25 protein-coding genes and 2 pseudogenes are annotated in these 26,132 nt (G+C 71.8%); 10 read left to right on the top strand and 17 right to left on the bottom strand.

All coding sequences use genetic code 11. The features are described 5' to 3' along the window. Window positions 1–174: 174 nt before the first annotated feature. Complete coding sequence (locus HD595_RS31560; protein ID WP_253775363.1) at window positions 175–783, bottom strand: NAD(P)-dependent oxidoreductase; 609 nt, start codon at window positions 781–783, stop codon at window positions 175–177. A 4-nt stretch (window positions 784–787) separates the two neighbouring features. Further along, window positions 788–1,288 (bottom strand): anthrone oxygenase family protein, encoded by a 501-nt coding sequence (locus HD595_RS31555; RefSeq protein WP_253775361.1) that lies wholly within the window; start codon window positions 1,286–1,288, stop codon window positions 788–790. A gap of 234 nt (window positions 1,289–1,522) precedes the next feature. Between HD595_RS31555 and HD595_RS31550 the strand changes: the two genes are divergently transcribed. Continuing rightward, window positions 1,523–2,692: a serine hydrolase domain-containing protein gene (locus HD595_RS31550; RefSeq protein ID WP_253775359.1), complete on the top strand. Its 1,170-nt coding sequence runs from the start codon at window positions 1,523–1,525 to the stop codon at window positions 2,690–2,692. 74 nt (window positions 2,693–2,766) lie between these two features. Next, on the top strand, window positions 2,767–4,305 hold the full coding sequence (locus tag HD595_RS31545; RefSeq protein WP_253775357.1) for an aldehyde dehydrogenase family protein: 1,539 nt from the start codon (window positions 2,767–2,769) through the stop codon (window positions 4,303–4,305). Between the two features lie 218 nt (window positions 4,306–4,523). Here HD595_RS31545 and glnII read toward each other — a convergent pair whose 3' ends face one another. From glnII to HD595_RS31530, 3 genes are all read right to left on the bottom strand, one after another. Beyond that, window positions 4,524–5,543 carry a glutamine synthetase gene (gene glnII, locus HD595_RS31540; protein WP_253775355.1) on the bottom strand — a complete coding sequence of 340 codons (1,020 nt, stop codon included), beginning with the start codon at window positions 5,541–5,543 and terminating at the stop codon, window positions 4,524–4,526. 159 nt (window positions 5,544–5,702) lie between these two features. Beyond that, window positions 5,703–8,807: an AAA family ATPase gene (locus HD595_RS31535; RefSeq protein ID WP_253775353.1), complete on the bottom strand. Its 3,105-nt coding sequence runs from the start codon at window positions 8,805–8,807 to the stop codon at window positions 5,703–5,705. 11 nt (window positions 8,808–8,818) lie between these two features. Then, window positions 8,819–9,499, bottom strand: a complete 681-nt coding sequence (locus HD595_RS31530) for a hypothetical protein (RefSeq protein WP_253775351.1) — start codon at window positions 9,497–9,499, stop codon at window positions 8,819–8,821. A gap of 254 nt (window positions 9,500–9,753) precedes the next feature. On the opposite strand from HD595_RS31530, the gene HD595_RS31525 reads away from it, so the two are divergent. Continuing rightward, window positions 9,754–10,077: a carboxymuconolactone decarboxylase family protein gene (locus HD595_RS31525; protein ID WP_253775349.1), complete on the top strand. Its 324-nt coding sequence runs from the start codon at window positions 9,754–9,756 to the stop codon at window positions 10,075–10,077. 36 nt (window positions 10,078–10,113) lie between these two features. Here HD595_RS31525 and HD595_RS31520 read toward each other — a convergent pair whose 3' ends face one another. Further along, window positions 10,114–11,232, bottom strand: coding sequence for a ferritin-like domain-containing protein (locus HD595_RS31520; protein WP_253775347.1), 1,119 nt, complete (start codon window positions 11,230–11,232; stop codon window positions 10,114–10,116). Between the two features lie 83 nt (window positions 11,233–11,315). Here HD595_RS31520 and HD595_RS31515 point away from each other — a divergent pair, with 83 nt between their 5' ends. Then, window positions 11,316–11,966 carry a TetR/AcrR family transcriptional regulator gene (locus HD595_RS31515; RefSeq protein WP_253775345.1) on the top strand — a complete coding sequence of 217 codons (651 nt, stop codon included), beginning with the start codon at window positions 11,316–11,318 and terminating at the stop codon, window positions 11,964–11,966. Window positions 11,967–12,075: 109 nt separating this feature from the next. On the opposite strand, the gene HD595_RS31510 is transcribed toward HD595_RS31515, so the two are convergent. Together HD595_RS31510 and HD595_RS31505 are read right to left on the bottom strand one after the other, a co-directional pair. Next, on the bottom strand, window positions 12,076–12,657 hold the full coding sequence (locus tag HD595_RS31510; protein WP_253775343.1) for an aggregation-promoting factor C-terminal-like domain-containing protein: 582 nt from the start codon (window positions 12,655–12,657) through the stop codon (window positions 12,076–12,078). Window positions 12,658–12,996: 339 nt separating this feature from the next. Further along, window positions 12,997–13,293 (bottom strand): annotated as a pseudogene (locus HD595_RS31505) (aggregation-promoting factor C-terminal-like domain-containing protein); the annotation flags it as partial. Window positions 13,294–13,634: 341 nt separating this feature from the next. On the opposite strand from HD595_RS31505, the gene HD595_RS31500 reads away from it, so the two are divergent. After that, window positions 13,635–14,120: a glutathione peroxidase gene (locus tag HD595_RS31500; RefSeq protein WP_253775341.1), complete on the top strand. Its 486-nt coding sequence runs from the start codon at window positions 13,635–13,637 to the stop codon at window positions 14,118–14,120. Between the two features lie 299 nt (window positions 14,121–14,419). On the opposite strand, the pseudogene HD595_RS31495 reads toward HD595_RS31500, so the two are convergent. The 4 genes and pseudogenes from HD595_RS31495 to HD595_RS31480 form a co-directional block, all read right to left on the bottom strand. Beyond that, a pseudogene (locus tag HD595_RS31495) lies at window positions 14,420–15,256 on the bottom strand (RNA-guided endonuclease InsQ/TnpB family protein); the annotation flags it as partial. Between the two features lies 1 nt (window position 15,257). After that, on the bottom strand, window positions 15,258–15,572 hold the full coding sequence (locus tag HD595_RS31490; RefSeq protein WP_253775339.1) for a hypothetical protein: 315 nt from the start codon (window positions 15,570–15,572) through the stop codon (window positions 15,258–15,260). 37 nt (window positions 15,573–15,609) lie between these two features. Further along, complete coding sequence (tnpA, locus tag HD595_RS31485) at window positions 15,610–16,065, bottom strand: IS200/IS605 family transposase (RefSeq protein ID WP_308211278.1); 456 nt, start codon at window positions 16,063–16,065, stop codon at window positions 15,610–15,612. Window positions 16,066–16,116: 51 nt separating this feature from the next. Continuing rightward, a complete protein-coding gene (locus HD595_RS31480) occupies window positions 16,117–16,662 on the bottom strand; it encodes a GrpB family protein (protein ID WP_253775335.1) in 546 nt (181 codons plus the stop codon). Between the two features lie 224 nt (window positions 16,663–16,886). On the opposite strand from HD595_RS31480, the gene HD595_RS31475 reads away from it, so the two are divergent. From HD595_RS31475 to HD595_RS31460, 4 genes are all read left to right on the top strand, one after another. Beyond that, entirely contained in the window at window positions 16,887–17,417 is a 531-nt protein-coding gene (locus HD595_RS31475) for a PadR family transcriptional regulator (protein ID WP_253775333.1), read from the top strand. 95 nt (window positions 17,418–17,512) lie between these two features. Continuing rightward, window positions 17,513–18,532: an alpha/beta hydrolase gene (locus HD595_RS31470; RefSeq protein WP_253775331.1), complete on the top strand. Its 1,020-nt coding sequence runs from the start codon at window positions 17,513–17,515 to the stop codon at window positions 18,530–18,532. Continuing rightward, the gene (locus tag HD595_RS31465) at window positions 18,529–18,975 is read left to right on the top strand and encodes a nitroreductase family deazaflavin-dependent oxidoreductase (protein ID WP_253775329.1); all 447 of its coding nucleotides are present in this window, start codon (window positions 18,529–18,531) and stop codon (window positions 18,973–18,975) included. The genes HD595_RS31470 and HD595_RS31465 overlap by 4 nt, the downstream gene beginning before the upstream one ends. Window positions 18,976–19,091: 116 nt before the next feature. Further along, entirely contained in the window at window positions 19,092–19,586 is a 495-nt protein-coding gene (locus HD595_RS31460; RefSeq protein ID WP_253775327.1) for an SRPBCC family protein, read from the top strand. A gap of 137 nt (window positions 19,587–19,723) precedes the next feature. On the opposite strand, the gene HD595_RS31455 is transcribed toward HD595_RS31460, so the two are convergent. Continuing rightward, window positions 19,724–20,086 (bottom strand): winged helix-turn-helix transcriptional regulator, encoded by a 363-nt coding sequence (locus HD595_RS31455; RefSeq protein ID WP_253775325.1) that lies wholly within the window; start codon window positions 20,084–20,086, stop codon window positions 19,724–19,726. 206 nt (window positions 20,087–20,292) lie between these two features. Here HD595_RS31455 and HD595_RS31450 point away from each other — a divergent pair, with 206 nt between their 5' ends. Next, window positions 20,293–21,411, top strand: a complete 1,119-nt coding sequence (locus HD595_RS31450; RefSeq protein WP_253775323.1) for an NAD(P)/FAD-dependent oxidoreductase — start codon at window positions 20,293–20,295, stop codon at window positions 21,409–21,411. Here the strand turns inward: HD595_RS31450 and HD595_RS31445 are convergent. Genes HD595_RS31445 through HD595_RS31430 form a run of 4 tightly spaced genes read right to left on the bottom strand, consistent with a single transcriptional unit; the run spans window position 21,405 to window position 26,093 of the window. Beyond that, on the bottom strand, window positions 21,405–22,079 hold the full coding sequence (locus HD595_RS31445; protein ID WP_253775321.1) for a response regulator: 675 nt from the start codon (window positions 22,077–22,079) through the stop codon (window positions 21,405–21,407). The two genes, HD595_RS31450 and HD595_RS31445, sit on opposite strands and share 7 nt — an antisense overlap. Further along, window positions 22,076–23,458 carry a sensor histidine kinase gene (locus tag HD595_RS31440; RefSeq protein WP_253775319.1) on the bottom strand — a complete coding sequence of 461 codons (1,383 nt, stop codon included), beginning with the start codon at window positions 23,456–23,458 and terminating at the stop codon, window positions 22,076–22,078. The genes HD595_RS31445 and HD595_RS31440 overlap by 4 nt, the downstream gene beginning before the upstream one ends. 27 nt (window positions 23,459–23,485) lie before the next feature. Beyond that, the gene (locus HD595_RS31435; protein WP_253775317.1) at window positions 23,486–24,961 is read right to left on the bottom strand and encodes an acyltransferase family protein; all 1,476 of its coding nucleotides are present in this window, start codon (window positions 24,959–24,961) and stop codon (window positions 23,486–23,488) included. Next, window positions 24,954–26,093 (bottom strand): alpha/beta hydrolase, encoded by a 1,140-nt coding sequence (locus HD595_RS31430; RefSeq protein WP_253775315.1) that lies wholly within the window; start codon window positions 26,091–26,093, stop codon window positions 24,954–24,956. Before HD595_RS31430 ends, HD595_RS31435 begins: the two co-directional genes overlap by 8 nt. Window positions 26,094–26,132: the final 39 nt, after the last annotated feature.

The raw sequence follows: 26,132 nt of genomic DNA, 5'->3' as shown, positions 1-26,132 counted from the left end.
GAGCGACCTCGGGTCGCGACCACGAGGTTCCGACAGGCTACGCCGCTCGCCACGAGGCGGCCGTCGATGAAGGGCCGTGATCAGCGCCGTCGAGAGCGATCCAGTAACGGCGCTTGACCCCGATCTCGGTGCTGCGCACATCTTCCAGCACACCGCCGTTGCGTTCGATGCCGCTCAGCGTCCGTGGACGTTGACGGCCACGCCGCTCAGGTGCGTCCCCTGGGCGATGTCCAGCAGGGTGCCGGCCGCGTCCGCCCTGGTCAGGGCGCGCGGCCTGGCCAGCAGTTCGCGGCGGATCACGACCGCCCCGGTGGCGGGCCGGTCGGTGAGGCGGGTCAGCCGGACGATGGTCCAGTCCAGATCGCTGGCGCTCACGGCCCGCTCCAGGTCGCGGGCGTCGGCGTACGGGGTGGCCAGCAGGCGCCGGAGCAGCCACATCAGCGGGTACGGCCGGCGGGCGACGATCGGGTAGGGAGTGGTGGCCACGAGCCTCCGGACTCCCGTCTCGGTCATGGCCTGGATGACGGTGCGGGTGGCCTGGGCCGCGCGGTGCGGGTCGCCGCTGCCGCCGCCGTTGATGATGGAGATCACCGCGTCCGCGCCCGTGACGGCCGCGCGCATCTTGTCCGGGTCGCGTCCGTCGCCCTCGACGACGGCATGCGGTTCGGCCGTCAGGGCGGTGGCGTCGCGGGTGAAGGCGGTGACGCGGTGGCCGCGGCGCAGCGCCTCGGCCAGGACGTGGCGGCCGGTGCGGCCGGTGGAGCCGATGACGGTGACGTTCATGGGTTCACGGTCCTCGTGAGGGAGTCGGCGCCTCGATCGTTGAGGGCGCGGGGACGACGGCGGCGGTGACGATCAGCACGAACGCGGCCAGCGCGGTCAGCGTGCGCAGGGTGTGGAACAGCTCCCAGCGCTGGAAGATCGCGGCGTGGCCGTCCGGGACCGGGCCGGCGGCCCACGCCCGGAAGTACGCGTGCAGGGGGACGTTGCCGAACAGCGTGATCAGCAGGGAGCCCAGCGCCAGCGCGCCGGCCCCGAGCGCCAGCCGGCGCGTCCGGTGGCGGCCGGCGATCGCCAGGCCGAAGGTGGTGGCGATGGCCAGCGCCATCGCGCTCTGCATGACCGGCTCGTTGACCTTCATCATCGTGGTGTGGAAGGTCAGGCGCACATCCAGCGGCACAGCGCCGAACGTGGGGATCACGTTGGCCGCGCCGTACCCGAACGCTCCCGCGAGCAGCCCGGTGGCGAGCAACGCCGCGCCGTGGATGTACCTGACTGGGGTCCTCATGACCGGCAATCCTCGGCCATCCGTCTCATCCGAGGCGTCCCCGTGAGAGGTCATTCGTCCCTACCCCTCCGGGATCAACGGCGGGGCTACGGCTGCAACGCCGGGAGTAGTGACGGCTACGCCGACACAGGCCGCAGCGGCGGCGGTGACGTAGCTCATACGGCTGCGGCGCTGAGTCGGCGCGACGTCAGCGGTCAATCCGTCCGTACGCACCGGACAGGACAGGATGAACCCATGAGTGACCTGCACGACCTGCTGAAGGCCCACGTCGCCGACGGCTCGATTCCCGGAGCCGTAGGCCTGGTGTCGCGCGGCGACCGGCTGGAGGTGGCGGCCGTGGGCTCCGCCGCCCTCGACGGCCCGCCGATGACCAGGGACTCCATCTTCCGCCTCGCCTCGATCACCAAGCCCGTCACGGCCGCGGCCGTCATGATGCTGGTCGAGGAGGGCCGGATCGCGCTGGACGACCCCGTCGGCCGGTGGCTGCCCGAGCTCGCCGAGCCGAAGGTGGTCCGCACGCCCGCGAGCCCGGTGGACGACGTGGTGCCCGCCGACCGGCCGATCACCGTGTTCGACCTGCTCAGTTCGCAGGCCGGGTACGGCTTCGCGTCCGACTTCACGTCGCCGGCGATCCAGGCGCTCATGACCGTGCAGAAGGACGGCCGCGAGCCGCGGAGCTTCCCCGAGGCCGACGTGTGGATGGCCGACCTCGCCAGGATCCCGCTGCTGTACCAGCCGGGCCGTGCGTGGCTCTACGACACCTGCTCGACCGTCCAGGGCGTGCTGGTCACCCGGGTCACCGGCCGGTCGCTGCCCGACTTCCTGGCGGAACGGCTGTTCGAACCGCTCGGCATGACCGACACCGCCTTCCACGTCCCGGACGGCAAGCGCGACCGGCTGACCAGCTACTACCGCCCCTCCCCCGGCGGCGGCCTGCGCCTGGCCGACGCGCCGGACGGGCAGTGGAGCAGCCCGCCGCCCTTCCCCCTGGGCAACGGCGGACTGGCCGGGACCGCCGACGACTGGCTCGCCTTCGGCCGCATGCTCCTGAACGACGGCCGCGCCCCCGGCGGCCGCCACCTGCTGTCGGCCGGGTCGGTACGCCTGATGACCACCGACCACACCACTCCCGCCCGGCGCGAGACCGGCTCGCTCTTCCTGGAGGGCCAGGGCTGGGGGTTCGGCGGCGCGGTGGACGTCGCCCGCACCGAACCGTGGAACGTCCCCGGCCGCTACGGCTGGGTCGGCGGCACCGGGACGAGCGCCCACGTCATCCCGTCGACCGGCACCGTGGCCGTCCTCCTCACGCAGGTGGGGGTCGACAGCCCGGTCCCGAGCCCGTGGATCCGCGACTTCTGGCGGTACGCCGCCGCCTGGACGCCGGGCCCGTCCACTCCTGGATGACGCGGAGCGCCACGAGGTTGGGTTTTTTGCGGCGGGATGATTGTCTGACCGTAGGAACTATGAGGAGGGCACCGGTGACCCGTCAGATCGTCTCCGTCGTGGGTGGCAAGGACGCCGCAAGCGCGAGCACGTACCAGTCGACCAACCCCGCGCGCACCAGTGAGGTGGTCGCGAGCGTCGGGATGGCGGACGCCGACACGTTCGCCGCCGCCTGCCGCACCGCCAAGGAGGCGCAGCGCGAGTGGGCCAAGGTGCCCGCGCCGGTGCGCGGCCGGGTGATCGCCTCCATCGGGCGGCTGGTCGAGGCGAACGCCGAGAGCCTGGCCCGGCTGGTGACCGAGGAGATCGGCAAGCCGTACGCGGAGGCGCTGGGCGAGGTGCGGGAGATCGTCGACACGTGCGACTTCTTCCTCGGCGAGGGCCGGCGGCTGTACGGGCAGACGGTGCCGTCGGAGATGCCGGACAAGAACCTGTTCACCTTCCGCAACCCGGTCGGCGTGGCGGCGGTGATCACGGCGGGGAACTTCCCGGTCGCCGTGCCGTCCTGGTACCTGGTGCCGGCGCTGCTGTGCGGCAACGCCGTGGTGTGGAAGCCGGCCGAGTACGCCGCCGCGTCCGGGCACGCCCTGTACCGGCTGTTCGCCGCGGCCGGGCTGCCCGACGGGGTGCTCAACGTGGTGTTCGCCGACGGCGCCGAGACCTTCCGGGGCCTTGAGCGGGCACTGGAGGAGGGCACGGTGCAGAAGATCGGGTTCACCGGCTCCAGCGAGGTCGGGCGGAAGGTCGGCGAGCTGGCCGGGCGGCACCTGCAGTCGGCGTGCCTGGAGCTGGGCGGCAAGAACCCGATGGTGATCATGCCGGACGCCGATCTGGAGCTGGCCGTCGAGGGGGCGCTGTTCTCCGGGTTCGGCACGGCCGGCCAGCGCTGCACGAGCCTCGGCACGGTGATCGTGCACGAGAGCGTCCACGACGAGTTCCTGCGGCGCTTCGCCGAGGCCGTGCGGGAGGCGCGGATCGGCGCGCCGGACCAGGACGTGCTGGCGGGCCCGCTGCTCGACCAGAAGTTCGCCGACCGGTACGAGGAGTACCTCACCTGGATCCAGCCCCACCACCGGGTCGTCTCGGGCGCGACGGGACGCGTCACCCAGGACAGCCCGCGCCGGGACTTCACCGGCGAGGGCGGGCTGTACTACCACCCGGTCGTGGTCGACGGGGTGCGGCCGGACGACCGGCTGTTCCTGGAGGAGACGTTCGGGCCGATCGTGGGCGTGACGACGTTCCGGACCCTGGACGAGGCGATCGAGCTGGCCAACCTGCCCGGGTACGGCCTGTCCAGCTCCATCTACACGACCGACGCCCGCAACGCCTTCCGCTTCCGCGAGGGCATCTCGGCCGGCATGGTCAGCGTCAACAACTCCACGTCCGGGGCGGAGGCGCACCTGCCGTTCGGCGGCAACGGCAAGTCGGGCAACGGCAGCCGGCAGTCCGGCATGTGGGTGCTGGACCAGTTCACCCGCTGGCAGGCCATGAACTGGGACCACTCGGGCCGCCTGCAGAAGGCGCAGATGGACGTCGCCGACATCACGCCCGATCTGGATTTCCGACTCTCTTAGCGGAAATGCGGGGCCTTCGGTGGAGGATCCTCCCGCCGGAAGCCAAGAAAGCCACTCCGCCGGCCGGCGTTCGCCTGCCGGCGGGGCGGCGTCGTGCCAGGATGGGCGTGCCCCGGTCACGGAACGCCTCCGGACGGCGACGGTACGCAGCCGGGAAACACGGGAACGCGGGCCCCATCGGGGGTGCCCGCGTTCCCTCAGCCTTCAGAGGCTGACGCTCAGACGAGGCCGGCCTTCTCCAGCGCCGCGCAGCAGGTGTTCACCAGCAGGCGGGTGACCACGTACGGGTCGACGTTGGCGTTGGGGCGGCGGTCCTCGATGTAGCCCTTCTTGTCCACCTCGACCTGCCACGGGATGCGGACGGAGGCGCCGCGGTTGGACACGCCATAGGTGTACTTGTTCCACGGGGCGGTCTCGTGGTGGCCGGTCAGGCGCAACTCGATGTCGGCGCCGTACTGGGTGACGTGCTCCATCGGCTTGTCACCCTCGCCGAGGGCCTCGCACGCGGCGATGATCGCGTCGTAGTTCTCGCGCATCGCCTTGGTGGAGAAGTTGGTGTGGGCGCCGGCGCCGTTCCAGTCGCCGCGGGCGGGCTTGGCGTCGAGGGTGGCCTCCACGCCGAACTCCTCGGCGGTCCGGTAGAGCAGGTAGCGGGCGACCCACAGGTGGTCGGAGACCTCGAGGGGGCCGGCCGGGCCAACCTGGAACTCCCACTGGCCGGGCATGACCTCGGCGTTGATGCCGGAGATCGCCAGGCCGGCGGTGAGGCAGCGGTCGAGGTGCAGCTCGACGATCTCGCGGCCGAACACGGCCTCGGCGCCGACGCCGCAGTAGTAGTGGCCCTGCGGCGCGGGGAAGCCGCCCTCGGGGAAGCCGAGCGGGCGGCTGCCCTTGAAGAAGGTGTACTCCTGCTCGATGCCGAACCAGGAGTCCTGGTCGGCGAACTGCTCGGCGATGGGGCGGAGGAGGGCGCGGGTGTTGCTCTTGTGCGCGGTGCCGTCGATCTCCTCGACCTCGCACAGCACGAGGATGTTCGCGCCGCCGCGGATCGGGTCCGGGCAGGTGAACACCGGGCGGAGCACCCGGTCGGAGGAGTGGCCCTCGGCCTGGTTGGTGCTGGAGCCGTCGAATCCCCACACGGGCGGCTCGGCGCCGTCGGCAAGGATCTTGGTCTTCGAGCGCAGCAGAGCGGTGGGCTCGGTGCCGTCGATCCAGATGTACTCAGCCTTGTAGCTCACGAACGGTCCTTTCGGGGTCTCTCTCAGCCACGCCGAGTCTTACGGGTGGCCGTTTCCCGGTTTTTGCCCGAATGTGAACGTCGTGTTAATCCGCACCGGTCCGTACGTTCCGCTGTGCGGATCGTGCGATCATGTGCGGCCGAAGGCGCCCCCCTGAGCTCACCCCTCCCCTCTGTGCCTGCCGTCGTAGCCGAGCAGCCGCATCGCGGTGTCCGGGTCCATGGCGGCGGCCAGGAGCTGCGCCCGGGCGTGCGCCTCGTCGCGTTCGCGCTCGGCCTTGACCTGGGCCGTGCGCATGCCGCGGACCGCGACGAGCGCCAGTCCGATGCCGACGATCACCGCGACCACGATGACGAACACGATGAGCAGCAGCCCCGGCGACGCGACCCCCGCGCCCTGACCGGTGCCGGTGGGCGGCGCCATCCCGGTCATGGTCAGGCCGACCAGCAGGACGAGCGTCACGAGGGCGAGCAGGCTCGTGACCAGCACCCAGCCGCGGCCGCGCGGGGCACGCGCCGGGAGCGCCACGGCTTCGGCGGTGACGGCCTCGGCTCCCGGCTGGGGGAACGGCCCGCCATACCCGCGCGCCCCGCCGTGACCGGGCGCGGCCGAGGGCGGGGAGGGGACGGGCGCGGCCAGGGGCCCGGCTCCGGAGGCGACGGCCGGTCCGGTCTCCGGCGCCCACGGCACGAACTCCGGCCGCCCGTCGGCCCAAGCCCCAGCGCCGGCCCCGGTCCCGGTCCCGGTCCCGGTCCCGGTCCCCGGCGACGCCACCACCGCGGACGTCCCCACAACGGAGGACTCCGCCGTGGTGACGGGGCTCACCACGGAAGAGGCCGCCGGCAGCGCCCCGGCGGGCGCCGTCTCCACGATCTCCCCGGTGACCACCTCGTCGGCGGCCGGCGGCCCGGCGGCCTCCGGCAGGTCCCGGTCGATGCGGCTGTGCTCCTTATGCGCCCGCGCCGCCTCCCGGTGGTACTCCTCCAGCTCCTCGTACAGCTCGTCCGCGGCGTAGACGGTGCCGTTGATGATCGCCCCGGGCCGCCGCTCGATGACGGCCACCACGTCGTCGCCGTTGAGCGTCTTGTGCGTCTCCAGGGCGTGCGCCACGCACAGCACGTCGCGCCGGTGCTCCTCCAGCAGCCGCTCGGTCCGCTCCAGCAGCCGTACGAGGTTGAACTCGATCCGCTCCCCCAGCACGTCGGGCGTCAGGTCGGCCTGCCCCTGGACGGGCGGTTTGTCGGCGATGCCGACGGGGCCGCCGCCGCGCCGGGGCATCGCCTTGCCGCCCATGATCTCCAGCTCCTGGAGGGCGGGCAGCGAGGTGACGCCGGAGCCCATGCCCCAGTGCGACTCCATGAGCGCGGTCAGGTAGGTCGCCGAGTGCAGGTCGCCGGACACGCCGGAGGAGTTGTCCTCGCCGAAGAACATCCGCTCGCCCGCCAGGGACGCGAGGGAGACCATGATGTCGGCCTCGTACTCGGACTTCCACCGGGTGAACTGGTCCTCCGGTTTGATGGAGGCCACCATGCCGAGGTAGTCGGCGCCCTTCTCGATGGTGGCGATGTCGATCTCCAGGTGGAAGCGGGTGACGTAGGCGACGACGGCGTGGCACGCCTCGTGGACGGCGACCGCGTGCCGTTCCCGCTCGATGTACTCGACGTCCTCGGGCGGCCCGAGCTGCTTGAGCCGCTTGGCGCGCAGCACGTCGGACCAGGTGATGACCTCGCGCCCGTCGCGGATGGCGGTGATCAGCGACTCGTTGACCAGGTCCTTGATGGTGGCGCCGGTGGCGTACGGGGTGATGGTGGCGAGTTTGTCGATCTGCTCGGCGGTGAGCTCGTGCTCGACCTTGTCGAAGTAGCCCTGGTAGGTGCGCAGCCGCCCGGCCTTGGACGGGTAGCCGACCTTGTAGATGCGGTCGATGCGGCCGGGCCGCAGCAGCGCCTCGTCGAGCGCGTCGGGCCGGTTGGTGGCCATCATGACGAGGATGCGGTACTTGGGCGGCGGCTTGGGCCGCATGCCGAGCAGCCGCCGGACGAGGCGGTTGAAGAACCCCCGCGGCTTCTTGAGGCCCGACAGCTCGGTGAGCAGCGCCTGGAGGGTGCCGGGGTCGCCGCTGTTCATGCCGCCGCCCATGATGAAGCGGTTGCGGGCGCCGGGCTCCTCCGGCTCGCGGGCGCGCCGGAAGGCCAGCGCCGAGCGGGTCTCCTCGGACAGGTAGCCGAGGCCGTGGCAGCCGTGCGCGCCGGAGAACGCCGACCAGCCGCCGCCCTGGCCGGGCGGCCCCTGCACGGCGAGCCGGCCGCGCTTGCCGAGCGAGTCGGCCTCGTCGAAGAAGACGATCACGCCGCCGTAGCGCAGGGCGAGCTTGCGCAGCTTGCGGAAGAGCGTCTTGACCTTGAGGATGCCGATGCCCATGAACATGTTGGTGAACGCGCCGGGGTCCACGAACACGTACGGCTTGCCGGTCTCCCCCGCGACCGCCTCGGCCATGAGCGTCTTGCCGGTGCCGGGCGGCCCCCACAGCAGCAGGCCGCTGGGCACGTAGCCGCCGCGCTCCTCGATCTCGCCGGGCCGTTCGAGGAAGACGATGTTCTCCCGGACGCGCTCGACGACGTGGTCCTGGCCCCAGACGTCGGTGAAGCGGGTCTTGATGTCGTCGGGGAAGTACGTCTCGACGCCGCCCCGCGACAGGAACCAGAACATGCCGACGAACTGGATGATGACCACGAAGAACAGGAAGACGATCTGGAACAGGAACGGCAGCGCCTGGAACACCAGCGCGGGCGCCCGGAACAGCGCCAGGAACGGGCTGGTCTCCAGCACCGCGCCGAGCACCAGCGCCACCAGCACGCCCCAGAACACGATCTTGATGGCCCGGGCGATCCGGTAGCGCGTCCAGTCGTCGAAGCGCCGGTGCGACCACCGCTCGAACCCGCCGAACACCCGGCGGCTCCAGAAGCCGTGGTAGCGGGAGGAGCGCTCGCTGACGAGGAAGTGGAGCTGGCGCAGCGCCTCGGCGCCGAGCAGCCAGAAGATCCACTGGTGCTCGTACGCGATGACCCGGACCGCCTCGGGGAAGCCGACGATGCCCTCGAAGTCGGCCATGGTCTTCCAGGAGAGCACCAGGAAGGCCAGGACCAGCCCGAGGAGGAACTTGCTCCGGTCCCAGAACGGCATCCGCTTCCTGGTGACGGAGTCGGGGTCGGCCGGCCCGCTGCCGGGCGCGCGCAACCCCTCGTGGTGGGTGGTGGTGTTCAACTGTGCCCCCTCTAACCGGGCAGCCGGAGCAGTCGGAACGAAGCGGCGATCTTGTCGAACTCCGCGGTGCGGGCCCGGAAGCAGATCGCCTGGCAGCCGATGAGCATGACCGAGACGGTGTCGCCCTGCTCATCGAGGATGGCGGTGTGGTCGAAGGTCTGGATCTCCGTCCCGATCCGGTAGTTGAAGCGCACCCTGACGCCTCTGGCGCCCCGGTCCAGGGTGAGGACCTGGTCGCTGATCTCCTCGAAGCCGCTGAACAGCGGCTGCCGGCCGGAGGCGGCCGCCCGCGCCTCGTAAAGCTGGCGCACCCGTTCGGTCACCGGGAAGAGGAAGTCGCGTAACTGGTCGAGGGAGACGGAGTCGCGCTGCTCGTCGGTGAGCTGGTGGACGGTGGCGTAGAGGAAGGGGTCGGCGGAGCCGAGCAGGTGGGTGACGTCCGGCTCGGCCGACTGGTCGAAGGCGACCGACCAGACGCGCCGCGCGCGCTCGGCCTCGGCGAGGGAGCCGGGCTGCGTCCCGCTCAGGTACAGGTCGATGGGGCGTGCGTTGAGCTGGGCGAACGAGGAGGGCACCTTGAAGTAGGTGGTGCCGTCCCGGTCGCGCACGTAGGTGTACTCGGGCTGCCCGCAAGCGGACAGCAACATGAGGGCCGCGGCCATGAGCGCGACCCTGGCCCGTGCCGTTCTCACCGGGGGGTACCTCCGCTTTACGGACCGACGCCGTTGTTGTGCCCGTTTTCGAGCCCAGTGAGCCGGATGTACGGTGAGAAATCTTGACCAAATCTTGGCCGGACCTTGGCTCCAGTTGTTACAGACCAGGCAATGTCCCAGTCAGGGCGTCACCCTCCACGGTCACCGCCGTACAACGTTCGTGCAACCCCCCATTGGTTCCTCTCAGGAAGTGACGAAAGATATGAGGATCCCTCCGACTGGGGAGCACTCTCATGAAGGAACCGGTGATCGAGACCGTGGACTCCTACGGCATGACGGCTGAGCGTCAGTTCAGCGACCTGTGGGCCCGCGACGTGCTGTCGATGAGGGACCGCCGCCTGCTGCTGCTCGGCCTGCTGGTCGGGCAGGGCATCGACGACCAGGCCGAGATCCAGCTCGACGCCGCCCTGCGCGCGAAGCTGCTGTCGGAGGGCGAGCTGCGTGAGGTGGTGGTGTTCGTGACCCACTACGCGGGGTGGTCGCGGGGGGCCAGGCTGAACGCCCAGGTGGAGGAGCTGATCGCCCGGGTGGCGGAGGACGACCCGGGCCCCGCCTGAGCGCGGGGCCCTCCCGGGCGCTTCCACGGGCGGCCGTCAGGAGGCCGGGTCGCCGAGGGCGATGGTCTCGGCGACCTCGGCGTGCCGCTCGGCCTCCTCCTCGGCGAAGCGCTGCTCGTCGAGCCGTTCGGCGATGTCCTCGTCCTGCTTCATGAGGGCCTCCAAGGACTGGCCGGCCATGTCGAGCACGCCCATGTCCGCGTACGCCTGCTGGAGCCTGGGACTCCACAGCCCGATGTCCTTCACGCACGGCACGATGCGGCTGAACAGCAGCGAGCGGAAGACCCGCAGGTACTCCGACCGGTCGGTGGCCTCCATGGCCTCGTCGACCTCCGTCTTGGACAGGCCCATGTACTCCCAGGTCTCCCGGCCGCGCAGCCGGTCCCGCATGAGGTAGCAGCCCTCGATGACGAAGTCCTCGCGCTCGCGCAGCTCGCTCTCGGACAGGTCGCGGTAGTAGTCGCGCAGCGCCATCCGGCCGAAGGCGACGTGCCGCGCCTCGTCCTGCATGACGTACGCGAGGATCTGCTTGGGCAGCGGCTTGGTGGTGAAGTCGCGCATCACGCCGAACGCGGCCAGGGCGAGCCCCTCGATGAGCACCTGCATGCCGAGGTAGGGCATGTCCCAGCGGGAGTCGGTCAGCGTGCTGTCCAGCAGCGCCTTGAGGTGCTCGTTGATCGGGTAGGCCAGGCCGACCTTCTCCTGGAGGAAACGGGCGTAGGTCTCGGCGTGGCGGGCCTCGTCCATGGTCTGGGTGGCGGCGTAGAACTTGGAGTCCAGGTCGGGGACGCTCTCGACGATCTTCGCCGAGCAGATCATGGCGCCCTGCTCGCCGTGCAGGAACTGGGAGAACTGCCAGGCGGCGCTGTGCCGGCGCACCTCGCGGCGCTGCGCCTCGTCCATCCGCTCCCACAGCGGGGTGCCGTGGATGGCGAGCGTCTCGTCGGGGACGCCGAGCACGTCGTACGGGTCGACCTCCAGGTCCCAGTCGATGCGCTTGGTGGAGTCCCACTGCTTGTCCTTGCCCTTCTGGTACAGGGCGAGCATCCGGTCCCGGCCGTCGTCGTACTCCCAGGTGAACCGGCTCTGCCCGGACATGTCCAGGCTCCAGGTGCGCAGCTCGGGAGGGACTGTGTAGAGATCGTGCGTCGACATCGGACCTCCAGGGGGGAGACGTACACCGTACGTACCCTTTCGAGGCTGGCACGTACACCGTACGTCCGTCAATAGAATGAGCTATGACCACGGAGCCCCTGTCCAGGGCGCGCATCGTCACCGCCGCGATCGACCTGATCGAGCGGGAGGGCGCCGACGCGGTGTCCATGCGGCGCATCGCGGCCGAGCTCGGCGTCGGCGTGATGTCCCTCTACAACCACGTGCCCAACAAGGACGCGCTGCTCAACGGCGTGGCCGAGGCCGTGCTCAGCGAGATCGAGTTCACCGACGACCCCGACGCCGACTGGACCGACCGGGTGCGGAGCCAGGCGCGCGCCTTCCGGCAGATCGCGCACCACTATCCGCGCTGCACCATGCTCGTGGTCAGCCGCCAGCTCTCCTCCGCCGCCGGGCTGCTGCCGGTCGAGCGGGCCCTGGCCACCCTGCGCAGCGCCGGGTTCGACGGGCCCGACGCGGTGCGGATGGTGCGGCTGTTCATCGCCTTCATCGTCGGCTCGCTGCTGCGGGAGGTGGGGGTGACGCCGACGTTCGCGCCGGTCCACCACCGGCACCTGGCCGGGGCCGAGGCCGTCGATCCGGCCCTGTTCCCCGAGGTGAGCGCCCTCGCGCCGCTGCTCGGCGCGTGCGACCACGACGCCGAGTTCGAGTTCGGGGTCGAACTGCTCATCCAGGCGATCACCGTGCTCCACGCGCGCAAGGAGGGCACGCACTGAGACCTGGGACGGATACGCGAGGAGGACGCCCGCTGACACCGGGCGCCCTCCGGGCGGGGCAGCCGTCCCTTCCCCTGAACGGCTGCCGTCACTGCCGCTCGTGCGAGCGTCAATACCAGTTGTGCGACTGGAAGTGTCCCCAGGCGCCGCACGGGCGCCCGTACCTGCCCTTGATGTAGGCGAGTCCCCAGCGGATCTGCGTCGCCGGGTTGGAGCGCCAGTCGGCGCCGGCCCCGCTCATCTTGCCTCCGGGCAGGGCCTGCGGGATGCCGTACGCGCCGGAGTTGCTGTTGTAGGCGCGATGGTCCCAGTTGCTCTCCCGGGTCCACAGGCTGTCCAGGCACCGGAACTCCTGGTAGGACCAGGATCTGCGGACCACCTGGTCCAGGGCGATCACCTTGTTCCTGCGCTTGGGCCGCAGGTCGGCGGCGCGGCGGCCGTTCGTGAGCACGGTGGCGAGCCGGGGTCGGACGGACGGGCTCCACGTGCCCATCCGGATGACCGGAGCGTGCCAGACGCCCTCGTGGACCACCGGAGGGCCGCCGGCCTCGCGCCGGAGGGCTCCCGGACGCGAGCCGGCCTTGGCGTCCACCGGACGCGAGTCGGCTTTGGCCGCCGCGGCCGTGGCGCCGAGTGCGACGACGGCTGCCGTCGCGGCCAGAGCGCTGCGAAGAGCGCGTTTGCTGTCCAATGCGATCCTTGCTGTCGGGTCGCGTGCGGACAGGCGGACCGGTCGGCCGGCCGCCCTGACGGTCCGCGTCCGTGGCTCGGACGAGGATGGTCCGCGCGGCCGCTCCGGGTTCCTGTGACCGCCCGGTCGTGCTGGGCGGCCCGGAGGGCTCCGCGACGTTCCTCTAGCGGGTTTCTATTACGCTCCGTAATCATCGGTCACGGACAGCGACACGCCACGGACAGGTGTTTACGCGATCCTTCACGACTGATCACCGTCTCGCTGGCTCCGCGTGACGCGGCCCGGCGCCGGGATCGCGCCACCTTTACGGGAAACGGGTGCGCCCGAGAGCCGCGCGGATCAGTACCAGCCGGTGGACTGGGAGTGCGCCCAGGCGCCGCACGGCGAGCCGTAGCGCTGCTTGATGTAGGACAGGCCCCACTTGATCTGGGTCTTGGGGTTGGTGCGCCAGTCGCTGCCCTTGGTGGCCATCTTGCTGCCGGGCAGCGCCTGCGGGATGCCGTACGCGCCGGACGAGCTGTTCTGGGCGCGGTGGTTCCAGCCGCTCTCGCGGTGCCAGAGCTTGACGAGGCACTTGAACTGGCCGTTCTTGGTCCAGCCGCGCTTGGCGGCCAGGTGCTTGGCGATGGCCTTGTTGTGCTTGCTGGCCGCCTGGGCGGTCTGCGCCTGCGCGGCCGTGGCTCCACCGGAGGTCACGAGGGCGGCGGAGAGGATCAGGATTCCGGCACGGCGAAGCATGGGCATGGGTGGGGGTCCCTTTCGAACGGGGGTCGGGGAAGCGCCACCATGCCCGAATTGCACCCTTTATCGCTAGTTGTCCATGTCTGTGTAGATCACGTGCAAAGAGCGTAATATGCCGCTTATCAGGGCTTTTGTAGTGAAATGTGAGGCTCGTCACACTTTCCGGCGATCACGTTTGGAGATCCGGAACGCCGCCTCCGGAGCTGATCGCGGAAGGAGGTCTATAGGGTCGGATCATGACCCTTCGCGACATCCCGGTCCGCACGCTCGCGGGCTCCTCCACGACCCTCGGCGAGCTCGCCGGCGGGCAGACCCTCCTGATCGTGAACGTCGCCTCCAAGTGCGGCCTCACCCCGCAGTACGCCGGCCTCGTCGAGCTCCACCAGCGGTACGGACCGCGCGGCTTCAGCGTCGTCGGCATGCCCTGCAACCAGTTCATGGGCCAGGAGCCGGGCTCGGCGGAGGAGATCCAGGAGTTCTGCTCGACGACGTACGGCGTGGACTTCCCGCTGCTGGAGAAGGCCGACGTCAACGGCCCGGACCGGCACCCGCTCTACGCCACCCTCACCGAGACGCCGGACGCGGACGGCGAGGCCGGGGACGTCCAGTGGAACTTCGAGAAGTTCCTGGTCTCGCGGGAGGGCGAGGTGCTGGCGCGCTTCCGCCCCCGGACCACTCCGGAGGACCCGGCGATCGTGTCCGCCATCGAAAAAGCCCTGTAAAACGCCCCCCAAGGACGACTGCTCAAGGAAAAACAGCGGGCAAGAACGTCAAGGGCGCGCATCAGCTCCAAGGCAAGGTCCTGCGGGGGGCGCGCTACGCGCGTAGTGCCTCGGGCAGCTCTGATCGGGCTCCGCCCCGAACCCCGAGCGGGTGGCCTCCGGCCCCCCGCACCCCCCGCGCCTTGCCCGCCTCGACGCCAGACGAGCACGGACAGAAAAGCGCGCACAGCGGCCCCCGGGAGGGAGGGCCATACACTGCACCCGTGACTCCTCCGCCCCCTGAAGGGGGCGGCTTCTCGCTAGGCCGCTGCGGCGTCGCGAAGGGCAAGCCCTGCCCTGAGGATATTGATCGCCGCGTTCACGTCGGCGTGCGCCTCGTGGCGGCACGCCGTACATCGGAACTCGGCTTGGGTGACGCGGTTCTCCTTTGCGTAGTGCCCGCAGCGGGCGCACGTGCGGGAGGTGTTGGCGGGGTTCACAGCGATCAGCTCTCGACCGGCGCTTTCAGCCTTGTGCGCGAGGATCGTCAGGAACACCCCCCAACCCGCGTCGAGGATGCTCTTGTTCAGCCCGGCCTTGGCCGCCGCGCGGTTGGGCAGGAATGCGCCCGACTGGTCGGGGTCAGGCTTCGGCGCCGGGGCCTTGGTCATGTTCGCGATCCGCAGGTCCTCGTGCGCGATCACGTCGTAGTCCTGCACCAGCGCCAGCGCTGCCTTGTGCGCGCCGTCCAGTCGTTGACGACGGACCTTGCCGTGCAGCGCGGCCACGCGGGCGACGGCCTTGCGCCTGCGTTTCGAGCCGCGCTTCTTACGTGCGAGGTCCCGCTGGGCGGTGGCGAGCCGGTCAGCGGAAGCGGCCAGGTGGCGCGGGTTGCCGACCTGCGCGCCGTCCGAGGTGGTCAGGAACGACGCCACGCCCATGTCGATTCCGGCGACCGCTCCGGTGGCGGGCAACGTCTCGGCCGGGACGTCGTCGCAGGACAGGACCACGTACCAGCGGGAGCCTTCCCGCTTCACGCTGATCGTCTTCACCCGGCCCCGCACCGGCCGATGCTGGTGAACGCGGACATGCCCGACGCCTTGCAGGCGCACGAACGTGGCGGCCGGGTGGCCGGGCTGGGAGTCCCACCGGCAGCCGTCACCGTCCTTTGGCCACTCGACGGTGTCGAACCAGCCCCGGCTCTTGAAACGGTGGGTATCCGGGCGTGCGGGCCGCTTTGACGCGGTCGAAGAACGCGCGGAACGCCTTGTCCAGACGCCGGAGCGTGGCCTGCTGGGAGGAGAACGACCAGCGGGCTTGGTCCGGGATGCAAGCGCGGATTTCTTTGAGCTGGGCGGACTGGTCACCGTACCGGATAGAGATCTTCGTCCGCTTGTACGCTTCGCGGCGCTCTTCGAGGGCGGCGTTGTACAGGGCGCGGTGGTCGTCCAGGCACGCGGTCAGGGCGATCACCTGGTGGCGCGTCGGGCGCATGAGGAACTTGCAGGACCTACGCACGGCCACCGCCCTTGGGCGGCCTGTCATACTGCGTCTCGATGTAGCGCTGCACCGTCCCAGCGGACACGGCGCCGACCGTGGCCACGACGGAGGACCGCGACCACAGCGTGGGCAGCTGAGAACGCAGGTGCGCGAGTTCGGCGCGCAGGCGGTGGGAGGTGAAGCCCTTGAACTGGTTGGCCACATACGACGGCGAGTTCTTCGGATGCGGCTTGACGAACAACTGCACGTGGTCGGGCATCACCTCAAGCGCCACGATCTCCCCGTCGTGCTCGTCGGCCTTGGCGTGGATCAGCTCCTCCAGGCGGGTTTTCACCCGCCCGCCGAGGACCGGGCGGCGGTACTTCGGGCACCACACGACGTGGTATCCGAGGTCATACGCCGCACCGGGGGAGGTACTTCCGGACGAAGTCGGCGGTGGGACAGCTCTTGGCCTGCGGCACGACACCTGGTCCGGACGCTTTCGAGCGGAGTCGTTCAGGTCTTGTTGTCGGCCGCGTCAGGCGTCACTCGGGCCTGGCCGCCAGCCGATTTTCTGAGCCCATGTGTCGGCGCGCCGCAGGATGTCCCAGACGAAGAGATCCTTGGCAGAGACGTATTGTTGCCGGTCGTTGCGGAACTGGTTCGCGCATCGTCGCTTCGCCTGCGCGAACTCGGCTGCGGCGGCGGGGTGGGCGCGCAGGTAGTCGCGGAACAGCAGGGGCAGTTGCTGGGAGAAGCTGCCGAGCTCACGCACGTGAATATGGGTACGGCGGCTGCCTGGCGCCTCCCGGAAGTATCGCTTGGTCAACTCCGGGTTGTTCGCTCGATACACCAGGCCGAGTCGGTCCAGCGGCGCCTTGTAGACCGCCAGCGGCTCCAGCGAGCGTACCGAGATTTGGATGTCGATGACCGGCTTGGCGGCCAGGCCGGGGACCGACGTCGAGCCCACGTGATCCACCCGCAATGCGACGTCACCGAGCGCCCCGCGCAACGCTGTCCCGATCGCGCCGAACTCCGTCTGCCACGCCGGGTCATGATCCACGATCTCGACTGGGTCTCCCATGCTCCGATTGTCCACGTTGTGCGGCCACCTTCGCGCCCACAAGATCAAAGACAGGCGGGATCCGACAACCTACCTCGGCCCGGAAGGCGCTCCCCCGACCTCGACCTGGAGCGCGCGTCCTGTTCGCCTGCTGCGGGAATGACGCGGGCGACTCCACGGACACGGCGGCTAGCCTGTTTCGGCGGGGCTTCGGCGGGTGCCGGCCCCGGCGAGTGAGGGAGACGATGTCGGCGACGCGACTGCTGGTCCTTGGCGTGGTGCGGCTGCACGGTCAGGCACACGGCTATCTGGTGGGCTCCGAACTGGAGTCATGGGAGGCCGGGCGATGGGCGGGGCTCAGGTCGGGCTCGATCTACCACGCGCTGCGTCAGCTGGCCAAGGAAGGTCTTCTGGACACCAGCGAGGTGCACGAATGGCCGGGCCGCGTCGATTACGCCATCAACGAGAAGGGCGAGGCGGAGTTCCTCGGGCTGCTCAGAAGCGCCCTGAGGGTGCCCGATCGGCGTCCGGAACTGCTCAACGCGGCCTTGGTGCTGCTTCCCGCGCTGCCCGAGGAGGAGGTGATCGCGCTGCTCAAGGAGCGGGTGCGCGCTCTGGAGGGCGAGCGGGCGCAGATCGTGGCCACGGCCCAGGAGGGAAAGCGCCCAAGGAACGTGGCGGAGTTGTTCGCCCTGCGTGCGGCGCAGGCGGCGGATGAGGCGGCGTGGGTGCGGGACCTGATCGGGCGGCTGGAACGGGGCGAGGGACCGGCCTGATCGGCCGGAGACCGGTTTGACGGTGCGGGTGTGGATCAGCCATAGTTCGATACCCAAATTTGGTTAGCCAAATTTGGTTATGACGAAGGAGCCTCATGCGCATCACGACAGCGGTACTTCTGACGCTCGTCTCGATCCCCGCCACATCGATGATCCCGGTGGCGGCGAACGCCGCCCCCGCCTGCCGGGCCGTCAGCGCCAAGGTGGCGATGACCGCCGGCGGCCCCGCCGACCAGCGCGTCGCCGGCACCCTGTGCCTGCCGCGCGGCCACGCCGCCACCGTTCACCTGCTCATCCCCGGCGGCTTCTACGGCCAGGCCTACTGGCGGATGCGCGGCGACCGGCAGCAGCCCTCCTACGTGGAGACGATGACCGCCGCGGGGTACGCCACGCTGGCCATCGACCGTCTCGGTACCGGGGCGAGCTCATACCCGCCGAGCGCCCGCTTCCGGCAGGACACCCACCAGATCGTCATCCGCCAGCTCATCCGGCAGTTGCGCGAGGGCCGTCTGGGCGGCGGCCGGTTCGCCAAGGTCGTGCTGGTCGGCCACTCGCTGGGCTCGACGCTCGCCCGCACCGTGGCCGCCGCACATCCGGCGGAGGTGGACGGCGTCATCCTGACCGGCGAGTCGAGCGTGCCGGACGAGGCCGCCATCGCGCGGATGGGCGCGGGGATCCACCGTGCCACCGACGACCCCGCCTTCGCCGGGCGCGGGCTCGACGACGGCTACCTCACCACCCGGCCCGGTCTGCGGGCCGACTGGTTCTACCACCGGCCCAACGCCGACCCCAAGGTCATCGCCGCCGACGAGGCCGCCAAGACGACGGACGTCTTCCCGCCCGGCGACTCCTACACCCCGCCCTCGATCAACAAGCGCATCCAGGACCCCGTACTGATCGTCAACGGCGAGCACGACAAGCTGCTGGCCGGAGCCCGTTCCTCCTCCGCCGCGCTGCACGCCCAGGAGGCCCCCTTCTACGGTCCCCGCGCCAAGCTGGAAACCGTCGTGATCCCCGGCGCCGGGCACGTGCTCAACGGCCACCGCACCGCGCCCCACTGGTTCGCCCAGGCACGCGCGTGGGCCGACCGCCGCGTGGGCGGAGCGGCCCGATGAGCCAGGAGCCGATCGACAGCCCCACCACGTGGGTGGCCAGGCACGTCAAGAGCTACGCCGAGTCCGGCGGCACCCGCGGTCACCTCTTCCACGGCGCCCCCACCCTGCTGATCACCACGATCGGCCGCCGCTCAGGACTTCCCCGGCGCACCGCCCTGATCTACGGGCGCGACGGCGACCGCTACCTCGTGGTCGCCTCCAACGGCGGCGCCGCGGACCACCCGCTCTGGTACCACAATCTGCTCGCTCAGCCACAGGTCAGGGTGCAGGTCGGGGCCGAGGTGTTCGACGCGGTGGCCCGCCCGGCGGCCGAGGACGAGCGAGACCGCCTGTGGGAGACGATGACGGGGATCTGGCCGCGCTACATCGGCTACCAGCGGGAGACGTCAAGGCAGATCCCGATCGTGATCATCGAACGGGCGGCGATGCCAGACCTCGGCTGAGACACCACGGTCCTGGAGTGACGCGACCGATGAGTTTCACCTCGCCGCGTCGTCTCCATGGTGGCAAAGCATCCCTTCCGCGCCTGCGGGAAACCCGGGATGAGATGACGAGGAGCGTGCACACCATGGACCAGGAGAATGTGAGTGCCACCCTGACTGTCGCCGCGTCCGCCGAGGAGGTGTTCGCGGTGCTGGCGGATCCGACGACCCATGCGTCGATCGACGGCACCGGCTGGGTTCGGAAGGCTGTCGACCAGGCTCCGCTGACCGAGGTGGGGCAGGTGTTCCGGATGGACATGTATCACGCCAACCATCCGTCCGGTGCCTACCGGGTCGCCAACCAGGTCCAGATGCTCGACGCGCCGCGCGTCATCGGCTGGCTGACGGGAGAGGAGAAGGAGGACGGGCAGCTCGTGCTCGGGGGCTGGCTCTGGCGGTACGACCTCGCGCCGCTCGGTCCGTCCGAGACCGAGGTCACGCTGAGCTACGACTGGTCGGCGGTGCCGCCGTCCATCCGGGAGTACATCCGGTTCCCGCCGTTCGGCCCCGAGCATCTGTCCGACTCGCTGCGTCACCTGGCCGAGCTCGCGCAGACTTCGGAAGCGGACTGATATCGGCCGGCGCCTGCTCTGATCTTGCCGTCGCTCCGACTGCCGGCGCCGGTCGGAGCCAGGGTCGGTCCAGGCCAGGCCGGGCAGGGCAGGGCAGGCCGCGGCAGGCCGCCCGTTAGCGGGAGATGCCCGCCCCGCTAGCAGTCGCCGGCGAGCAGGTGCTCCTGGGCCCAGGCCGAGATCTGGGCGAGCGCCGGCATCAGCGCCTCGCCGCGCTCGGTCAGCGCGTACGACACCGCGACCGGCGGACCCTCCTCGACCCGCCGCGTGATGAGGCCCGCGGCGGCCAGGTCGGCGAGACGGTCGGACAGCACGGAGTCGGAGATCCCGCCGATGAAGCGCGACAGCTCGCGGAAGCCGGCCGGGCCCTCGCTCAGCGCGCCCAGGATGACGGCGTTCCAGCGCTTCCCCAGGAACACGAACGCGCGGGCCAGCGCGGCGTCGCCGCGTACGCACGCCTCGGGCGTCACGCCGTGGCTTCGGTTGGGGGTTGCCGCCATGCTCCCACGCTAGCGCACGGGCCCGCCCGGCGGACGGTGACCATCCGGGCGCGCACGCCCCTCCTGGACGCCGCCGCTCATCCGGCCGGCAAGACGAGGGGCTCCCTGTCGCGTTCAGTAGGAGCTAGCGTGTAGCTTGTCACTAAGAAATTAGTAGCGGCTCTGTTTTCGCTCACTCACACCGATCCGCAAAGGCTGGATTCGCCATGACCGAGACCACATCCACCGGCCGGCCGTCCGTCGTCGTCCTCGGGGGCGGGTACGGGGGCGTCAGCGTCGCCAAGACGCTCGACGAGGTCGCCGACGTCACCCTCGTGGACCCCACCGAGGGGTTCGTGCACAACGTCGCCGCGCTGCGCACACTGGTGCAGCCCGACCTGGTGGACCGCATCTACCTGCCGTACGACCGCCTGCTCGTCCACGGCCGGTTCGTCCGTGACCGCGCCGTACGCGTGGACGGGCGGCGGGTCGAACTGGAGTCCGGCGGCGTCCTCGAACCCGACTACCTCGTCCTCGCCACCGGCTCCTCCTACCCCTTCCCCGCCAAGAACGACGAGCCCGGCCTCGACGCCGCCAAGGCGCGCCACCGGGCGGCGCACGAGGAGCTGGCCCGCGCCGGGCGGGTGCTCATCGTGGGCGCGGGGCCGGCCGGGCTGGAGCTGGCCGGTGAGATCAAGGCGTTCGCCCCGGACAAGCACGTGGTCGTCACCGACGTCGCCGACGACGTCCTGGCCGGCCCGTTCGTCCAGGAGCTGCGCGACGAGCTACGCCGCCAGCTCGCCGAGCTGGGCGTCGAGCTGCGGCTCGGCGTCAAGCTGCGCGAGCTGCCCGGCGCCCCGCCCGCCACGCGCGGGGCCATCCGCGTGACGACGACGGAGGGCGACGAGATCGCCGCCGACATCTGGTACCGCACGTTCGGCGTGGAGCTGCACACCGAGTACCTCGACGGCGGGTCGCTGGCCGGGGTGCGGGACGAGCGCGGTTACGTCCGCGTCGACCCGAGGATGCGGGTGGAGGGCGAGACGCGCGTCTTCGCCCTCGGGGACATCGCGAACGCCGACCGCGACGTGGCCGCGGCCGCCGGTCGCCAGGCCGAGGTGGTCGCCGGGAACATCCGCGCGCTGATCACCGGCGAGGGCGAGCCGCTGGAGTACGCCAGGCTCGGGCCGCTCATCGCGGTGCCGCTCGGGCCGGAGGGCGGCTCGGGCTTCTTCGGCGACGGCGGCATCGCGACCCCCGAGATGGTCGCCGAGCTCAAGGGGCGCGACATGATGGTCGACCGCCACGCCGCCCTGTTCGACGTCTCCCCGGACGAGGCTCAGTAGCCGGACGGGCGGACGAGGCCGACCTCGTAGGCGAAGACCGCCGCCTGGGTGCGGTCGCGCAGGCCCAGCTTGACCAGGATCCGGCTCACATGGGTCTTCACGGTCTGCTCGGCCACCACCAGGCGCGCGGCGATCTCCGCGTTCGACAACCCCTGGGCGATCAGGGCCAGAACCTCGGTCTCGCGCTCCGTCAGGTCGCCCACCCGCTCCTTGAGCGGGACGCGGGGCGCGCCGGCGATGCGGGAGAACTCCGCGATGAGCCGCTTGGTGATGTTCGGCGCCAGCAGGGCCTCACCCGCCGCCACCACCCGCACCGCGTGCGCCAGCTCGGCCGCCGAGGCGTCCTTCAACAGGAACCCGGACGCGCCCGCGCGCAGCGCCTCGTACACGTACTCGTCCAGGTCGAACGTGGTCAGGACGAGGACCTTGGCACTGACGCCGGCCAGCCGGGTGATGCGGCGGGTCGCCTCGATGCCGCCGAGCTCGGGCATCCGGATGTCCATGAGGACGACGTCCGGGGCCAGCTCCTCCGTGACGGCGACGGCCTCCAGACCGTTCACGGCCTGGCCGACGACCTCGATGCCGGGCTCGGCGCCGAGCAGCACCGTGAAGCCCTGGCGCACCATCATCTGGTCGTCGGCGATCACCACGCGGATGGGGGTCGTCATGGGGCGGGGTCCTCGCGGGGGTCGGGAAGGCGCTCGGGAAGAGGATCGGGAAGGGGGCCGGGCTGCCGGGGAGGCGGCGGGGCCGGGGCGGCGGGGAGGATGGCCGTCACCTCGAAGCCGCCGCCGGGGGCCGGGCCCGCGACCAGCTCGCCGCCCAGCATGGCCGTGCGCTCGCGCATGCCCAGCAGCCCGTGCCCGGGTCCGTTCGCGGGTGGAGGGGGGCGTTCGGGCGCGGTGTTGGCCACCCGGATCGCCAGGGCGGCGGGCAGGTAGCCGATCCCCACCCGCACCCGCGCCCCGGGCGCGTGCCGCAGCACGTTGCTGAGCGCCTCCTGGATGATGCGGAACGCCGACAGCTCCACGCCGGGCGACAGCGGCCGGGGCTCGCCGGCGGTCTCGACGGTGACGGCCAGCCCGGCCCCGCGTACGTTGCCGATCAGCTCCTCCAGCCGGTCGAGGGTGGGCTGCGGGCTGTGGCGCAGGCCGTCGGCCTCGGCGTCCTCCGAACGCAGCACCCCGAGGATCCGCCGCAGCTCGGTCAGCGCCTCGACGGCGTTCTCGCGGATGCCCGCCAGGTTCTCCGTCAGCTCCGGGGGCGGGTTCTCGACCAGGTGGGGCGCCACCTGCGCCTGGATGGAGATCACCGACATGTGGTGGGCGACCACGTCGTGCAGCTCGCGGGCGATCCGGTTGCGGGTCTCCAGGACGGTGCGGCGCGCGCGCTCGTCGGCGGTCAGCTCCTGCTGCTCGACCAGGCGGGCCCGGGCCACGCGGCGGCCGCGTAACGCGGCGCCCGTCACGGTCGCGATCAGGAAGAACGCCATGGAGTTCACCGCGTCGCCGGAGCTCGGGTGCAGGTTCCAGGTCACCACGTAGACCGCCGCCACCAGGGCGGTGATCGTCAGCGTCTCGGCCGCCACACGTGGCCGCACCCTGAGCGCGACCAGGAACAGCACCCCGGCCTCCAGGGCCATCCCGGTTCCGGTCCAGGACCAGGAGAGCCGGATCACGCCGTCGAGGTACACCGGCACGTCCGCCACGTCGATCATCGAGGCCGGGTCGGCCGGCAGGTCCAGGTTCGGATCGGTGGGCGACGAACCGACGATCATGACGGCCAGGGACGCCCACCACGCCGGCAGCGGACGGAACATCGCCACGACGAGCACCGCCGCGTGGACCCAGGCCAGCACGGCGAAGACCGGGTATGCGGGGTACGCCCGGCCGGTGAGGGCGAGCAGGACCGCGTAGACCACCACCAGCGTGTGCGGCAGCCGCGCCAGCAGCCGCGACCCCGCCCTGCGCGGCAGCGGGTCGGCGGCGGTCGTCCAGAGGTCCGCGCGCAGGGTGCGCGCCAGATCCGCCACCCGGCTCACGCCCATGCCACCCTCCCGATCACCACGCCTACCCTAGACATTCCCGACCGCCTCCCCGTGACCGAGGCCGCTTCCGGCACGCGCGGACCCACTGTCCATGCGCGCTCCGTCACGCGCGGACCGGCCGTCCAGACCGGTTCCGGCGCGCGTGGACCGGCCGTCCAGACCGGTTCCGGCGCGCGCGGGCCGATCGGCGGGATCGGTTCCGGGGCGCGCCGAGGAGCCCAGCCGGCGGGCCGCCGACGAGGAGCCCTGGCGATCGACCGTCCCGGAAGAGCCTCGTTCGTACGCGTGGAAGGCCGCCAGGCACACCAGCAGCACCACCGCGAAGGCGGGCAGCCAGGCCAGCCGGGCCAGCAGCCAGCCCGCGTCCGCGGGGACCGTGTGCAGGCCGGGCAGAGGCCGTCCGGCGAGCAGGCCGAGCGCCGTCACCGCCATCATGGCGGTCTGGTGCCAGAGGAACAGCGTCATCGCCGCCAGGTTCACCAGCGCCACCACGGCCCAGGCGGCGGGTCGCCGCAGCGCCCGTCGCAGCGGGTCGTGCAGCAGCCGGGCGGCCCCGCACTGCGCCAGGCCGAAGGCGACGGCGGCCAGCGTGGGCGGCGACAGGTTGGAGACGGCGGCGCCCGGCACGCCGACCATCGCGGCCGGGTACCCCGCCCACAGCACGAGCCCGGCCGTCAGCGCCGCGCCCCCGGCCAGCAGCCACCACCCGGCCGCGCGGGCGCGCGGGCCGTCCCAGACGCGGGCGGCGCCCAGGCAGTACGGCACCAGCCAGCCCGCCGGCAGGTTGATCCAGCCGGCCCAGGCGGGGCCGTCGAGCCCGTACCGGACGAGATCGGCCAGCGCGACGACGGCCAGCGGCCACCCGGGATGCGTGCGGGCGGCGAGCGGGGTGGCGGCCGTCAGCGCGGCGTAGACCAGCAGGAACCACATCGGGGAGAGCACCAGCCTGAACAGCGCGTACACGGTCTGCTGCCCGGCGCCCAGGGCGAGCATGGCCACCGCCACGACGCTCCACACGGCCAGCACGGGCACGACCGGGCGGGCCAGCCGGGCCAGCCGGCCGCGCACCCACGACCCGTAGCCCACTCCCCCGGCCCGCGCGGCGGCGTACCCGCGCGCCGCGGTCCTGCCGCCCACCCAGAAGAACACCGCCAGGGTCTGCAGGGTCCAGGAGACGGGGGCCAGCTCGGGCTGGTACGCCAGCGGGCTCGCGCCGCGCAGCGCGCCGCTGTCCAGGACGAGGGCGGTGACGAGCCAGTGCCCGAGGACCACTCCCGCGATCGCCAGCGCGCGCAGCCCGTCCAGCGCCCGGTCGCGCCCGTCGGGAGTACCCGCCTCGATCCGCCCGACCAGGTCCTCGATCCGCCCCGCCAGGCCCTTGAACCGACCTCCCCGGCGCTCGCCCCGCCCCGCCAGGCCCTCGATCCGACCTCCCCGGCGCTCGCCCCGCCCCGCCAGGCCCTCGATCCGTCCCGCCGGGCGACGGGCACCCGCCTCACGCATGTCCGCCCGCCTCCACCGGAGCCCCGCCCGACGCGATCGCCGCGAGGTTGGCGAGGGAGATCGTCCCCGCCTTCAGGTAGTCGCTGTGCCCGCCGTCGCCCGCCGCGAAGGGCCGCGCGCCGAACTCCGGCGCGACCGGGTCGGCCCCGAAGCCGAGCGTGGCGAACGGCAGGACGATCCGCGTGTGCGGCACGGCGGCCACCCAGTCGCCGCCCGCGCGCCCGGCCCAGACGGTGGCGCGGGTGCGCAGGGCCGCGACCGAGTCGGCGCCCACGCCGGCGCTGCCGTACAGGACGATGTCGGTCACCTCCAGGCCCGGCGCGGCCCGCCCGCACACCACCGACCCGTAGGAGTGGCACAGCAGCGCGATCCCGGCGTCGGGCCTGAGGCGGCGCAGCGTGCGCACGAACCCGCGCAGGGCGCGCGCGCCCTCGGCGGCGCGCGCCGCGGTCAGCACCTCGGCGCTCAGCGTGGCCGGCGTCCGGTAGCCCAGCCACGCGAGCAGCGCCACCCTGCCGTCGAGCGCCGCCCGCAGCCGGGTCGCGCCGGCCAGCAGTCTCGCGTACGTGTCCAGACCGGTGTCGGACCCGGGCACCAGCACGGCGATCCGCTCCGCCCTGGACAGGTCGCCGAAGACCTCCACCGTGCGACCGCCGTCCCGCCCGTCGAAGGACAGGAACCGCCGGTCCGGGGCGGCCATCGCGCGCAGGGCCCCGGCCCGCCGGCGGTGACCGGCGCGTTCCGCCGCCCGTCCGGCCGCCAGGATGTCCGCGCGGGTCGCGGCGTAGCGCTCCGCGAGGGCGGCGGGCGCCGCGGAGCGCAGCGGCCACACGGTGGCGGGGGCCGGCGCCGGGACCGCTCCCGGGCGGGCCGCGCCGGACACCGGGACGGCCAGCGCCCCGGCGACGAGCCCGGCCAGCAGCGTCCGGCGCAGGCGCGCCCACCGCGGCTGCCCCGCCCGCCCCGACCACCGCGGCCGCCGCGCCCGCCGCGGCGGCCGGTGGGTGATAGCCGTGCGGGCAGGGGACCGGCCCGTCCCGACGCGACCCGGCCGGTCGGCCGCTTCCGCCGTCGCCGGCGGGTCGCTTCGCCGTGACGGACGCGGGTGGAGTCCCAGGGGCGGGGATGCCATGACTGTCGGTCCTTCCGAGCCGGAGATCGTTCCGGCACC

The sequence above is a fragment of the Nonomuraea roseoviolacea subsp. carminata genome (assembly GCF_024172185.1).
Taxonomy (GTDB): domain Bacteria; phylum Actinomycetota; class Actinomycetes; order Streptosporangiales; family Streptosporangiaceae; genus Nonomuraea; species Nonomuraea roseoviolacea.
The sequence above is the reverse complement of the archived record's forward strand: the minus strand, read 5'-3'. Positions and strand labels throughout refer to the sequence as shown.

Excerpts from the sequence above, each read along its gene's own strand:
- HD595_RS31560 (WP_253775363.1), bottom strand. The coding sequence starts at position 783 with ATGAACGTCACCGTCATCGGCTCCACCGGCCGCACCGGCCGCCACGTC.
- HD595_RS31555 (WP_253775361.1), bottom strand. The coding sequence starts at position 1,288 with ATGAGGACCCCAGTCAGGTACATCCACGGCGCGGCGTTGCTCGCCACC.
- HD595_RS31550 (WP_253775359.1), top strand. The coding sequence starts at position 1,523 with ATGAGTGACCTGCACGACCTGCTGAAGGCCCACGTCGCCGACGGCTCG.
- HD595_RS31525 (WP_253775349.1), top strand. The coding sequence starts at position 9,754 with ATGAAGGAACCGGTGATCGAGACCGTGGACTCCTACGGCATGACGGCT.
- HD595_RS31520 (WP_253775347.1), bottom strand. The coding sequence starts at position 11,232 with ATGTCGACGCACGATCTCTACACAGTCCCTCCCGAGCTGCGCACCTGG.
- HD595_RS31515 (WP_253775345.1), top strand. The coding sequence starts at position 11,316 with ATGACCACGGAGCCCCTGTCCAGGGCGCGCATCGTCACCGCCGCGATC.
- HD595_RS31500 (WP_253775341.1), top strand. The coding sequence starts at position 13,635 with ATGACCCTTCGCGACATCCCGGTCCGCACGCTCGCGGGCTCCTCCACG.
- HD595_RS31480 (WP_253775335.1), bottom strand. The coding sequence starts at position 16,662 with ATGGGAGACCCAGTCGAGATCGTGGATCATGACCCGGCGTGGCAGACG.
- HD595_RS31475 (WP_253775333.1), top strand. The coding sequence starts at position 16,887 with ATGTCGGCGACGCGACTGCTGGTCCTTGGCGTGGTGCGGCTGCACGGT.
- HD595_RS31470 (WP_253775331.1), top strand. The coding sequence starts at position 17,513 with ATGCGCATCACGACAGCGGTACTTCTGACGCTCGTCTCGATCCCCGCC.
- HD595_RS31465 (WP_253775329.1), top strand. The coding sequence starts at position 18,529 with ATGAGCCAGGAGCCGATCGACAGCCCCACCACGTGGGTGGCCAGGCAC.
- HD595_RS31455 (WP_253775325.1), bottom strand. The coding sequence starts at position 20,086 with ATGGCGGCAACCCCCAACCGAAGCCACGGCGTGACGCCCGAGGCGTGC.
- HD595_RS31450 (WP_253775323.1), top strand. The coding sequence starts at position 20,293 with ATGACCGAGACCACATCCACCGGCCGGCCGTCCGTCGTCGTCCTCGGG.
- HD595_RS31445 (WP_253775321.1), bottom strand. The coding sequence starts at position 22,079 with ATGACGACCCCCATCCGCGTGGTGATCGCCGACGACCAGATGATGGTG.
- HD595_RS31440 (WP_253775319.1), bottom strand. The coding sequence starts at position 23,458 with ATGGGCGTGAGCCGGGTGGCGGATCTGGCGCGCACCCTGCGCGCGGAC.
- HD595_RS31435 (WP_253775317.1), bottom strand. The coding sequence starts at position 24,961 with ATGCGTGAGGCGGGTGCCCGTCGCCCGGCGGGACGGATCGAGGGCCTG.
- HD595_RS31430 (WP_253775315.1), bottom strand. The coding sequence starts at position 26,093 with ATGGCATCCCCGCCCCTGGGACTCCACCCGCGTCCGTCACGGCGAAGC.